At 69.3% G+C, this 12518-nt stretch carries 11 protein-coding genes; 3 read left to right on the forward strand and 8 right to left on the reverse strand.

Annotated features, from left to right (window positions below):
- The coding region (locus Ari01nite_RS34320; RefSeq protein ID WP_203786415.1) for a Na+/H+ antiporter NhaA at nt 1-769 on the reverse strand (769 nt) is incomplete at its 3' end.
- Nucleotides 770-887: 118 nt separating this feature from the next.
- A complete protein-coding gene (locus Ari01nite_RS34325; protein WP_203786416.1) occupies nt 888-2168 on the reverse strand; it encodes a glycosyltransferase in 1281 nt (426 codons plus the stop codon).
- A gap of 338 nt (nt 2169-2506) precedes the next feature.
- Here Ari01nite_RS34325 and Ari01nite_RS34330 point away from each other — a divergent pair, with 338 nt between their 5' ends.
- Nucleotides 2507-5227 (forward strand): cation-transporting P-type ATPase, encoded by a 2721-nt coding sequence (locus Ari01nite_RS34330; protein ID WP_203786417.1) that lies wholly within the window; start codon nt 2507-2509, stop codon nt 5225-5227.
- An 82-nt stretch (nt 5228-5309) separates the two neighbouring features.
- Here the strand turns inward: Ari01nite_RS34330 and Ari01nite_RS34335 are convergent, their stop codons facing one another.
- Nucleotides 5310-5591, reverse strand: coding sequence for a hypothetical protein (locus tag Ari01nite_RS34335; protein WP_203786418.1), 282 nt, complete (start codon nt 5589-5591; stop codon nt 5310-5312).
- On the reverse strand, nt 5545-5967 hold the full coding sequence (locus Ari01nite_RS34340) for a methyl-accepting chemotaxis protein (RefSeq protein WP_203786419.1): 423 nt from the start codon (nt 5965-5967) through the stop codon (nt 5545-5547). Before Ari01nite_RS34340 ends, Ari01nite_RS34335 begins: the two co-directional genes overlap by 47 nt.
- A gap of 416 nt (nt 5968-6383) precedes the next feature.
- Here Ari01nite_RS34340 and Ari01nite_RS34345 point away from each other — a divergent pair, with 416 nt between their 5' ends.
- The gene (locus tag Ari01nite_RS34345; protein ID WP_203786420.1) at nt 6384-6884 is read left to right on the forward strand and encodes a hypothetical protein; all 501 of its coding nucleotides are present in this window, start codon (nt 6384-6386) and stop codon (nt 6882-6884) included.
- On the opposite strand, the gene fahA is transcribed toward Ari01nite_RS34345, so the two are convergent.
- Genes fahA through hppD form a run of 4 tightly spaced genes read right to left on the reverse strand, consistent with a single transcriptional unit; the run spans nt 6829 to nt 11286 of the window.
- Nucleotides 6829-8037, reverse strand: coding sequence for a fumarylacetoacetase (fahA, locus tag Ari01nite_RS34350; RefSeq protein ID WP_203786421.1), 1209 nt, complete (start codon nt 8035-8037; stop codon nt 6829-6831). The genes Ari01nite_RS34345 and fahA overlap by 56 nt on opposite strands.
- Entirely contained in the window at nt 8034-8870 is an 837-nt protein-coding gene (locus tag Ari01nite_RS34355; protein ID WP_203786422.1) for a hypothetical protein, read from the reverse strand. Before Ari01nite_RS34355 ends, fahA begins: the two co-directional genes overlap by 4 nt.
- Nucleotides 8867-10063 carry a homogentisate 1,2-dioxygenase gene (locus Ari01nite_RS34360; protein ID WP_203786423.1) on the reverse strand — a complete coding sequence of 399 codons (1197 nt, stop codon included), beginning with the start codon at nt 10061-10063 and terminating at the stop codon, nt 8867-8869. The genes Ari01nite_RS34355 and Ari01nite_RS34360 overlap by 4 nt, the downstream gene beginning before the upstream one ends.
- A 17-nt stretch (nt 10064-10080) precedes the next feature.
- Nucleotides 10081-11286: a 4-hydroxyphenylpyruvate dioxygenase gene (hppD, locus tag Ari01nite_RS34365; protein WP_203786424.1), complete on the reverse strand. Its 1206-nt coding sequence runs from the start codon at nt 11284-11286 to the stop codon at nt 10081-10083.
- 277 nt (nt 11287-11563) lie between these two features.
- On the opposite strand from hppD, the gene Ari01nite_RS34370 reads away from it, so the two are divergent.
- A complete protein-coding gene (locus Ari01nite_RS34370) occupies nt 11564-12514 on the forward strand; it encodes a glycoside hydrolase family 16 protein (protein ID WP_239163276.1) in 951 nt (316 codons plus the stop codon).
- Nucleotides 12515-12518 lie beyond the last annotated feature (4 nt).

Below are 12518 nucleotides of genomic sequence, written 5' to 3' on the forward strand. Positions count from 1 at the left end.
CCGGCACCATGAAACCGAGCAGCACCCCAGCCACGGTGGCGTGCACCCCGGACGCGTGCACCAGCGCCCACGTGGCCGCCGCCAGCGGCAGCAACAACCACCAGGACCGCACCCGCCGCTGCACCAGCACCGCGAACACGCCGAGCGGCACCAGCGCGCCCAGCAGCGGCACCACGTCGAGGGAACTGGTGTAGAAGATCGCAATGATCAGGATCGCGAGCAGGTCATCAACCACCGCCAGTGTGAGCAAGAACGTGCGCAGCGCGGCCGGCAGATGGGTGGAGATCACCGCGAGCACGGCAAGCGCGAACGCGATGTCCGTGGCCGTCGGCACCGCCCACCCCGCCGGCGCCCCATCGGCCATCGCGGAGTTGACCGCAACGTAAATAAGCGCGGGCGCGGCCATGCCACCGATCGCCGCGGCCACCGGCATGATCGCCCGCCGCGGATCGCGCAGGTCACCCGCGACAAACTCACGCTTGAGCTCCAGCCCCGCCACGAAGAAGAAGATCGCCAGCAAGCCGTCGGCCGCCCACTGCGCCAGCGTCAGATCCAGATGCCACGCGTGCGGGCCAACCCGAACCGCACTCAGCTCCTGGTAGATCTGCGACCACGGCGAATTCGCCCACACCAGGGCCAGCACCGCGGCACCCAGCAGGAGCGCACCGCCGACAGTTTCGGCGCGCAGCACGTCACCGATCCGGCGCGCCTCCGGCCAGCTACCACGACCGAACAGGAAACGAGGGGGACGAGACGGCGATCCGGTCACGAGACTCCTTCACCACGGCACGGCAAGAACATCGCCGACCAGGCTTCCCGGCACACCAGTCTCTAACCTACCGTGTCACCACGGTAGCGGCAGCGATACATCCACCCGAGACCAAAGCTCATCGACGGGCTGACGCCGCCTGTTCCAACAAGTCAACGGCAACCGCTACGCCGTCCTCGGCCCGAACCCGCTCGCCCAACCGGCAAGCCGCATCGTTGATCGACGCGTCGCCGATCGCCTGCCGGATCGCCGCCGCGAGCGCCGCAGCCGTCAAGCGACGCTGGCCGATCGGCTCCGGCGCGACACCGAGCCGGCGCATCCTGTCGCCCCAGAACGGCTGATCGCCCACGAACGGACACACCACCTGTGGCCGGCCCGCACGGACCGCCGCCGCGGTCGTCCCGGCCCCTCCGTGATGCACGACTGCCGCCATCCGCGGAAACACGCTCTCGTGCGGCACCTCCCCCGCCAGGACAACATCCGATGCGGACGGCACCCCACACAGCCCACCCCAGCCGGGGGCGAGCACACCACGAACCCCGGCCGCCCGCAACGCCTGCACCACCACCCGAGTCGTCTCTGCCGGATCTGGACCAGCCATGCTGCCGAACCCCACGAAGACCAGCGGCGCTGACCCGCCAACCACATCCCGCTCACCGAGAATCGGCTCGGCCGCATCCGGCAGCCGGTCGGCGAACCAATAGCCGGTGACCTGCGCCGCAGGCGGCCAATCCCGGGGACGAGGCAGCACGGCAGGGCTCACCGCGTGCAACACCAGCGCCGGCCCACCATCAGGATCGCGCAACGGATCGTGCCTGCCGCGCCGACGCTGCAGGTCCAGACCGGCCCGCCACCGGTCGACTGTCCGGCCGAACATCAACGAGGGCGCCTTCATACCCGCATACGTCAGCCGGTTCACCGCAGCAGGCAACCACGACGGGAACTGCTGCCCCAGCCACGGGAACTCCCCCGTCGGCACATACATCGGCATCGGCAGCGCCAACACCGCCGGCACACCCAGCTTCTCCGCCACGTGCTGCCCGGCCATCACCTGCCCGTTGTGCACGATCACGTCAGCGCCGGCACCCGGCCCAGCCGAAGCGATCCGCCAACAGTCCTCCAGCACACGGGTGAACATCGCCGGCATGCGACGCATCAACGCCAACTTCGCGCGCACCCCACCAGCAGCCACGCCGCCCACCGCGGAGGCATCATCGAGCAGCCGTAACGGGCCGTCGTCCACACCGGCGAAGTCGACACCTCGACCACCGACCACATCGGCGAAACGCTCGGGAGCGCCCAGCACGGCCTCGTGACCTCGCCGCCGCAACTCCTGCGCCAACGCCACGAACGGCTGCACATCACCGCGCGTACCCATAGTAAGGATCAAGACCTTCACGATGAGCCTCCTCAGCCGACGACACAGCCCGTGCCGACCAGGCTTCCCGGCTCACCGCGAAGGAGCATACGCCCGTAGGTGATCGACAGTACCGTCGTTGGTTGCGATCCACCGACGCAAGGTCAGGGCGGTGGCTACCCGCTGCTGGCTGTCCCTTACGCCCGGGACTTTAGCCCCTGTCCGAAATGCCGGCCGCCCGATGATGGTGGAGCTACGACACGCGGACAGTTCATTCTCGCCATTTCGACGGTTGTGGGTCGACCGCGTACTAGGGGGTGACAGCGCCAGAACGCTCGGACCTGACCGGCCGTAATCGACCGATCCGAAAGGAAGAACCGATGACAACGTCCGTGCTCTCCGGCAGCGCGAAACATCATGGGCTCGCCGCCCACGAGGTAGTGCTGCTGTTGGAAACCGACGCGCACCGCGGTCTGGGAGTCCTTGAGGCGGGTGAACGGCTCGGCCGGTACGGGCCGAACACCCTGCCTCCGGCCAAAGGCGCGGGGCTGCTGAGGCGAATTCTGAGCCAGTTCCATCACCCGCTGATCTACGTGCTGAACGCCGCCGGTGTCATCACCGCCGTACTGGGTGAGTACGTCGACTCGGCAGTGATCTTCGGCGTCGTACTGATCAATGCGGTCATCGGGTTCATCCAGGAATCCAAGGCCGAGGCCGCTCTGGAGGGCCTGCGGTCGATGGCGCGCACCCAGGCCACGGTGATCCGCGACGGTCACCGGCGCATCGTCGCCTCCGAAGATCTGGTCCCGGGAGATCTGGTGCTGCTGGACGCGGGCGACAAGGTACCCGCCGACATGCGGCTGATCCGGTTGGCCGAGTTGCGGATCAACGAGTCGGCGCTGACCGGGGAATCGGTGCCGGTCGGTAAGGATGAGGTGGTGCTGGCCGAGCCGGTGCCGGTGGCCGACAGGCACAACATGGCCTACTCCGACACGCTGGTCACCACCGGCAGCGGCGCCGGTATCGTGATCGCCACCGGCGCCGAGACCGAACTGGGGCAGATCCACCGTCTGGTCGGCTCCGCCCAGATCCTTGACACCCCGCTGACCCAGAAACTTGCCGGCTTCAGCAAGATCCTTACAGTTGCGATCCTCGCTCTGGCCGCAGTCACGTTCGCGGTGGGCTTGCTGCGTGGTCACGATGCGGTGGAAACGTTCACCGCCGCGATCGCGCTGGCGGTCGGCGCCATCCCGGAAGGGCTCCCGGCGGCGGTCACGATCACCCTCGCAATCGGGGTGACGCGGATGGCACGCCGGCGGGCGGTGATCCGCCGCTTGCCCGCTGTGGAGACACTGGGCAGCACCACCGTCATCTGCTCAGACAAGACCGGCACCCTGACCGAGAACCAGATGACCGTACGGAACCTCTGGACCACCGCCGGCCTCTACGAGGTGACCGGATCCGGGTACGTCCCCCACGGCGCCCTGCACAGCCCCGCGGGGGAGATGACTACCGTTGACGCCGACCATGCGCTGCGCTGGACACTACTGGCCGGAGCGGCCTGCAATGACGCCGCCCTCACCCACCGCGACGGGCACTGGGACATCGTTGGCGATCCCACCGAGGGCGCTATGGTGGTCGTCGCCAACAAAGCCGGATTCGCCTCCGATCAGGTCAAGTCGATGCTTGCCCGCGAGGCGACGATCCCGTTCAGCTCCGACCGGCAGTACATGGCGACCCTGCACCGCGACGCCACAAGCGGCACTTCGCACGGGCAGGTAGTCCTCGCCAAAGGCGGCGTCGAACGGATGCTCGAGTTGTGCGGCGCGCAGATGGACGCCGACGGCACCGTCGGTGGTTTGGACCGCGACGTTGTGCTCGAGGCGGCCGGTGAACTGGCCAGGCGCGGACTACGGGTGCTGGCCACCGCCATGCGCCCGGCGACTGGCGCCGAGGATTTCGCCGAGGACAGGCTGCCCGGCGGTATGGTGCTGATCGGCTTGCAGGCGATGTTGGACCCGCCCCGAGCCGCCGCGACCACTGCCGTAGCCGCCTGCCGCACCGCTGGCATCAAGGTCAAGATGATTACCGGCGACCACGCCGCAACCGCCACCGCGATTGCCGGGCAGGTCGGCCTGCTCGACCCGACCGAAACTGGCAAGGACCGGGTACTGACCGGCGCGGACCTGGCTGCGCTGCCCGCCGAGGAGCTCCCGGACGCGGTGGACCGGGCAGCCGTGTTCGCCCGGGTCTCCCCGGAGCAGAAACTGCGTCTGGTGGAGGCTTTGCAGGCCCGCGGGCACGTGGTGGCGATGACCGGTGACGGCGTCAACGACGCCCCCGCGCTGCGGCAGGCCGGGATCGGAGTGGCCATGGGCGCCAGCGGCACCGAAGTGGCCAAGGACGCCGCCGACATGGTGCTCACCGACGACGACTTCGCCACCATCGAAGCTGCGGTCGAGGAAGGCCGCGGTGTCTTCGACAATCTCACCAAGTTCATCACCTGGACGCTGCCCACCAACATCGGTGAAGGGCTGGTCATCCTGGCGGCGATCCTGTTCGGTGCGGCCCTGCCGATCCTGCCCACCCAGATTCTGTGGATCAACATGACCACCGCGGTCGCGCTCGGGTTGATGCTGGCCTTCGAACCCAAGGAGACCGGGATCATGACCCGGCCCCCGCGTGACCCGGATCAGCCGCTGCTCACCCGCGCCCTGATGGCGCGGATCCTGCTGGTGTCCGCGCTGCTGGTCGCTGGCTCGTGGTGGCTGTTCCAGTGGGAGCTCGACAACGGCGCGAGCGTGGCCGAGGCCCGCACCGCGGCGGTGAACGTGTTTGTCGTCGTAGAGGCGTTCTACCTGTTCAGCTGCCGCTCACTGACGCGGTCGGCGTGGCGGATCGGGATGTTCACCAACCGGTGGCTCATCGCCGGTGTCACCGTGCAGGCCGTCGGGCAGCTCGCCATCACCTACCTACCCGCGATGAATGCCCTGTTCGGCACCGCTCCCATCGATGGCGGCACCTGGTTGCGCATCCTCGGCATCGCCCTGGCCGCCAGCCTCGTCGTCGCGGTCGACAAGCGCCTGCGGCGACCAGCCTGACCCCGCGCGGGCGGGAAGGCGACTTCGTCAACGCGTTCGACGGCCGTCGTCCGCCGACACCAGTCGACTCCGATGGATGCGTCTACATGCGAAACTTGGCGACCAGCCCTTGCAGCTCGTCTGACATGACGGAAGGGTCGGTGGCGGCCTGCTCGGCGTGGCCGACGTTGTCGCGTGCCGAGGTCGCGGAGTCGGAGACCAGCAGGATGCTGGTGCGGATCTTGCCGGCGCCGTCGGCAGCCTGTTGTGCCAGGCGGCGCATCTCGTTGGTGGTGGCGGTCTGTTCCTCGACCGCTGAGGCGATGGTCCCCTGGCAGTCATTGATGCGACTGATGATGCCGCTGATTTCCCCGATCGCCTCCACCGCTCCGGACGTGTCGCCTTGGATTAGCCTCGATCGTGGCGTTGAGGGCAAGAAGGTTCGTCTGTTCGGCGATGCTCGTGATGACCTTGAGCACGTCGCCGATCTCGGCGCTGGAATCACCAAGCTTCGCGATCATGGCGTTTGCGGAGCTCGCACTCTGCACCGCCCCCGACGCGACTTGAGCCGCGTCCGTTGCGTTGCCGGAGATCTCCCGGATTCTCTCACCCAGTTCCTCGGCACCCGCTGCTACGGTCTGGATACTGCGGCTGACGTCGTCGGCGGCCGACGTGACAGCCCTGACCTCGTCACTGGTCCGGTCCGCGCCGGCGATAATGGCACTGCTGACGGTGGTCAGCGACCGTGACGAATCCTGCAAACGCTCGGCGCTGGAACCGAAGGAAAGCAGCGCTCCACGGCCTGGCTTTCATGTAGCTGGCGAAAGCGTCATCCCACTGGATGAGTAGGTCCCGTTCCGCCGGTGTCCGATGACCGCTGGTGAAGGAACCGCAGCTCCCACAGTGCGTTCTGGGCCGCGTTCAGTTGCACCGTCGAGGCGACGGTACCCTCGAACAGCTGTTTGGATTCTCCTTCGATGGACCGGACACCCTGCCGGCCGGCGATGCCCACAGCCGCCATCAGGAACAGAACCAGAAAGAACGCTCCGAACAACGGCTGCCGGATGCTCAGCCTTCGCACAACGCCCCTCCTACGGGACAACAACCGGGTCTGTCACGTCCCCCTCTACTCCTCAGCATGGTCGGCAAGGACTTTAGTTAAGGGCTACCTGCGGGGATGATTGTCATCGCCTGTCGCAGCGACGTGCGCCGCCCTGCAGCGGTCTCCGTCGGCTCGCGGGCCCGGCGGGAGGTGACCCGCCTCGATGGCGAGCGTCATCCACAATTGCCGAAGCGCGGCTTCCAGCTGATCGTGCGCGGCGACCAGCGCCGCCGAAAGCTCGACCGGCATGCATCGCGTGCCCTGCCCGGCCAACATCGCTCGAGCTGCCTCCAGCCGACGCACGCCGGTGCCCAGTACCTCCACAGCGGTGATTACCGCAGCTCGGTATTCCGAGGTCACCAGCCGACCGTAAACCACCGGACCCACCTCGGAGGCCGGTTCCCCGCCTATGCCCGGCCGCCTCGATCCACGCAGGCAACAGCGCAACGTACCGGAATCATCGGCCTGCCCCGGCGCAACCGGCACGAGCGGCCGGGCGACCGAGCTGTTCGACCCGATCTCACGGATTCCGATCTGGCGCTGCTGCTGTGGCTCCAGTTGAGGCTGCGGGAGTGATCCGGCCGGTGACCCGGCCGAAACCGATCCGGGTGCCGTCCGGGCCCGGCGCGGAGGCCGAAATGCTCACCTCGTCGCCGTCCTCGAGGAACGTGCGCTCCTCACCCTTGACCGTGACGGGTTCGCGGCCGCCCCAGGTCAGTTCGATGAAGGCGCCCCGCTGGTGTTTCTGCGCGCCCGAGATGGTCCCGGAGGCGAACAGGTCGCCGGTGCGGACCGAGGCGCCGTTGACCGTCAGGTGGGCGAGCATCTGGGCCGGCGACCAGTACATGTCGCGGTACGGCGGGCGGGCGACCGGCTCGCCGTTCCACTCCACCGTCAGGTCGACGTCCAGGCCCCAGAGGTCGCCGCGCAGGTAGGGCAGCGGCTGCGGATCCTGCACCGGCAGTGCGATCCGGGCCTCCCGCAGCGCCGCCATCGGCACCACCCAGGGCGAGACCGAGGTGGCGAAGCTCTTGCCCAGGTGCGGGCCGAGCGGGACGTACTCCCACGCCTGGATGTCCCGGGCCGACCAGTCGTTGACCAGCACCGCGCCGAACACGTGCTCGCCGAACTCGTCGACCGTCACCGGGCGGCCCCGCACCGATCCGGCGCCGACGACGAACCCGAGTTCCGCCTCGATGTCCAGCCGGCGGCTCGGCCCGAAGGCCGGTGCGCTCGCGCCGGCGTCCCGGCGCTGGCCGCACGGCCGGATGATCTCGGTGCCGGACACCACCACGGTGCCGGCCCGGCCGTGATAGCCGACCGGCAGGTGTTTCCAGTTCGGCAACAGGGGCTCGGCGTCCGGCCGGAACAGCCGGCCGAGGTTGGCGGCATGGTGCTCGGAGGCGTAGAAATCCACGTAGTCCGGGATGTCGACCGGCAGATGCAGGCGCACCTTCCGGGCCTCGTGCAAAGCCTGATGCGGTACGTGTCTGCCGACCATGACCCGGATCCGCTCGCGCACCTCCGCCCAGCGCCGGGGCCCCTGCGCCAGAAAGGGATTCAGCGTCGGTGCGGCGAACACCGGGTCGCCGAGCAGCACCGCCAGGTCCACCACGGTGTCGCCGACCCGCACGCCGGCCCGTGGGGCACCGCCGGCCACCGAGAACACCCCGTAGGGCAGGTTGTCCGGGCCGAACGCCGAGCCGTCCGGGATGTCGATGACGCTCACGACGTGGCACCTCCGGCGACGACGCCCATGTCCACCAGCTCCTTCAGCGGGTCGGTGATGCTGCACGTACCGAATGACGTGAATGCGGACCGCGCCCGCCGGACCCGCGCCTCGCCCAGGTCGCCGATCAGCCCGGCCACAGTCGCGGCGCGGCGCTCGGCCAGCAGCGCGCGGGCGTCCGACTCGGATCCGCCGCCGGCGAGGGAGTCGGTGGCGAGCAGCAGGTTCAGGAAGCCGTGCTGTTCGAACCCGGTGACCGGATCGGTGTTGCGCACGGCGTGGTGCAGCCCGGCGGTGGCCTTGAACGGCACCCCGGCCGCGACCACGGCGGCGATGGCGCCGGCGAGTTCGGCCTCGCCGGGATGGAGGTCGGCACGGACGCCGCCGGTGCGGAACTTGGCCCGGTACCGGCCGGCGATCGCCTCGATCAGCGGGAGACGCCGGTGATCGCGCGGCACCTCGACGTAGACCTCGAGGCTCCCGGCGCCGGCGAGCCGGTCGGCCAGCTCGCCCGGCGCCACGCCCTCGGGCACGGCCACCTCAACCGAGCGCAGCTCGATCGGCAGAGCTGACGCACCGGCCAGAACGCCGGGCAGGCCGGCCGGGCCGTCCGGAAGGGTCACCGACACCGGCAGCGGCGGGTCGTCCGCGGTCAGCAGCGGCGCGAGTTCGGGCAGCGCCGCCGCGGTGAGCACCAGCGGCCCGACCAGGTCCGCGTACCAGGTGCCCTGCCGGTCGCGGTAGGCCCGGACCGCGTCCGGCAGCGGGGTGAGCCCGGGCGGGAACACCGCGGCGTCGTCGCACAGGCCCGCCACCACGGCCGGGACGGTCATGCTGACGGCCCTCGGCCCGCCCACGTCCAGGCATAGGCCGGATCCTCGCTGGCGAGACCGCCCTCGCCCAGCTCCAGCGGCCGGAACGTGTCCACCATGACGGCCAGCTCGTCGAAGAACTCGGCGCCCAGCGAACGCTCCACCGCGCCCGGCTGCGGCCCGTGGCTGTGCCCGCCCGGGTGCAGGCTGATCGAGCCCTGCGCGATCCCGGATCCCTTGCGGGCCTCGTAGTTCCCGCCGCAGTAGAACATCACCTCGTCCGAGTCCACGTTGGAGTGGTAGTACGGCACCGGGATCGACAGCGGGTGGTAGTCCACCTTGCGCGGCACGAAGTTGCAGACCACGAAGTTGTTGCCCTCGAACACCTGGTGCACCGGCGGCGGCTGGTGCACCCGGCCGGTGATCGGCTCGAAGTCGGCGATGTTGAAGGTGTACGGGTACAGGCAGCCGTCCCAGCCGACCACGTCGAACGGGTGCGTCGCGTACACGTACCTGGTCCCGGTGATGCCGCGCGAGCCCCGGTGCTTGACCAGCACCTCCACGTCGGTCCCCTCGGCCAGCAACGGCTCGGCGGGTCCGTGCAGGTCCCGCTCGCAGTACGGGGCGTGCTCGAGCAGCTGGCCGTACCGCGACAGGTACCGCTTCGGCGGCGCGATGTGCGAGTTGGCCTCGATGGCATACAGCCGCACCGGCTCGTCGCCGGTGGGTATCCAGCGGTGCGTGGTGGCGCGCGGGAGGATGACGTAGTCGCCCTGCCGGGCCGGCAGGACACCGAAGACCGTCTCGACGGTCGCCTCGCCGGACTCGACGTAGACGCACTCGTCGCCGATCGCGTTGCGGTACAGCGGCGACGCCTCCCCGGCGGCGACGTAGGAGATCCGCACGTCACCGTTGCCGAGGACCAGCCGGCGCCCGGTGACCGCGTCGACCGCCTTCCAGTCGTTGCTGGTCAGCTCGTGCAGTTTGAGATGCCGGGGCATGAGCGGCCGGTTCTCGGTGGTCTCCTGGCCGGGCAGGTCCCAGCCGGTGGCGTCGACGATCGCCGACGGCACGCCCGTGTGGTAGAGCAGCGAGGAGTCCGAGGAGAAGCCCTCCTCGCCCATCAGCTCCTCGTAGTAGAGAGCGCCCGACGGCGTCCGGTGCTGGGTGTGACGCTTGGGCGGAATGCTGCCCAGGCTGCGGTAAAAAGCCACGTTGTCGCCTCCGTCCGTCAGAAGTTGCCGCGCTTGGCCTGCTCCCGCTCGATGGCCTCGAACAGCGCCTTGAAGTTGCCGATGCCGAAGCCCAGCGACCCGTGCCGTTCGATGAACTCGAAGAAGACCGTCGGGCGGTCGCCGAGCGGCTTGGTGAAGATCTGCAACAGGTAGCCGTCCTCGTCCCGGTCGACCAGGATGCCGCGGGACTGGAGCTCCTCGATCGGCACCCGCACCTCGCCGATCCGCGCCCGCAGCTCGGGGTCGGAGTAATAGGAGTCGGGGGTGGCCAGGAACTCGATCCCCTTGGCCCGCAACGAGTCCACCGTACGCAGGATGTCGTTGGTCGCCAGGGCCAGATGCTGGGCGCCCGGACCGTCGTAGAAGTCGAGGTACTCGTCGATCTGCGAGCGCTTCTTGCCGGCGGCCGGCTCGTTGAGCGGGAACTTCACCCGGTGGTTGCCGCTGGCCACCACCTTGCTCATCAGCGCCGAGTAGTCGGTCGCGATGTCCTCGCCCACGAACTCGGCCATGTTCGTGAAGCCCATGACCCGGTTGTAGAAGGCGACCCACTCGTCCATCCGCCCGAGCTCGACGTTGCCGACGACGTGGTCCAGCGCCTGGAAGATCCGCTTCGGTTCGGTCGCCGGCTTCGCGTACCCGGAGGTGCGGGCGACGTAGCCGGGCAGGTACGGCCCGGTGTACCGGGACCGGTCGATCAGCGTGTGCCGGGTCTCGCCGTAGGTGGCGATCGCGGCCATCCGGACCGTGCCGTGCTCGTCCGCGATGTCGTGCGGCTCCACCACCACGGTGGCGCCCTGGGCCCGGGCGTGCTGGATGCAGCGGTCCACGTCCGGCACCTCGAGCGCGATGTCGACGACGCCGTCGCCGTGCCGGCGGTGGTGTTCGAGCAGCGGGCTCTTCGGGTCGAACCCGCCCTTGAACACGAACTGCACGGCGCCCGAGCGCAGCACGTACGCCTGGTGGTCCCGGTTGCCGGTCTCGGGTCCCGAGTAGGCGATCAGCTCCATGCCGAACACGATCTGATAGAACAGCGCGGTCTGGGTCGCGTTGCCCACCGACCAGACCAGCGCGTCCCATCCCTTGACCGGGAAGGGATCACTCCGCGCGTCGTACTCCACCAGCCCGACGAGCTGGCGCAGCTGCTGGAGGTCGAGGTCGGCGAGACGTTCCTGGCTGGTGAGGGTCTGGTCGATGCTCACAACTGCCTCCCGGTACGGGTTCGGGTGCGCTGGTAGGCACCCAGCACACCGCAGCCCGGGAAGCAAGGCAATCGTGCCAGCTAGAAGTGGTCGCAGTGCACATCCCAGCAAGCGATTACCGCATTCAGCTATACACGTTGTCCACCCGTTCCCATTTGCCTGAGCTGGCTTCGACGCCATGTGTGACTACCGACAGGTGCCTGGACGAGGCGACGGGGCATGCCGGTGCCGGTCGGTGGGAGTTCGTCACCTTCGATGGATGGGACGGTCGAAGCTCATGATCGGTGTTCACGGCCGGCGCGCCCTGCTCGGTGGGCTGGGGCTGGCGGTCCTCATGGCCGCCTGTGACAACACCACACCGGCACCGGGGCCCGCCCCCTCGTCCGGCCCGGTCGGCGGCGCGTGGGACGTGCTGTGGAGCGACGACTTCGACGGCGCTGCCGGCGCCCGGCCCGCGGACCGGAACTGGATCTTCGCCACCGGGACCGGCTATCCGGGCGGCGCCACGCAGTGGGGAACCGGCGAGGTGGAGCGGATGACCGACAGCCCGGCCAACGCGTCGCTCGACGGTCGTGGGCGTCTCGTCATCACGCCGCTGCGGCAGGGGCCGGGCGCCGGTTCCTGGACCTCGGCGCGACTGGAGACCCGGCGGACGGACTTCGCCGCGCCGCCGGGCGGCGCGGTCCGGCTCGAGGCGTCGGTCAAGATGCCGGACGTCCAGGGGCCGGCCGCGGCCGGCTACTGGTCGGCCTTCTGGGCGCTCGGCGCCCCGGCCCGGCAGGCCGGGGCGACGAACTGGCCGCACATCGGCGAGTGGGACGTGATGGAGAACGTCAACGGCCGCGACTCGGTCTGGCACACCCTGCACTGCGGCACGCCCGTCGGCGGTCCCTGCAATGAACCCACCGGCATCAGCAGCGGGGAGCTGCCGTGCCCGGGGTGCCGGACCGGCTTCCACACCTACGCCATCGAGTACCACCGTGAGGTCACACCCGAGGAACTGCGCTGGTTCGTCGACGGCCGGAACACCTTCACCGTCCGCGCGGACAAGGTGGATCCGGGCACCTGGGCCGCCGCCAATCAGCACGGGTTCTTCATCATCCTGAACGTCGCCGTCGGAGGTGCCTTCCCGGCGGCCTTCGGTGGCGGCCCGACCGCCGCGACAAAGCCGGGTGTACCGATGCTGGTGGACCGCGTCGCGGTGTCCATGAGCGCTCGCCGGAGCTGAGCAC

The organism is Paractinoplanes rishiriensis (genome assembly GCF_016862375.1).
Classification (GTDB): Bacteria; Actinomycetota; Actinomycetes; order Mycobacteriales; family Micromonosporaceae; genus Actinoplanes; species Actinoplanes rishiriensis.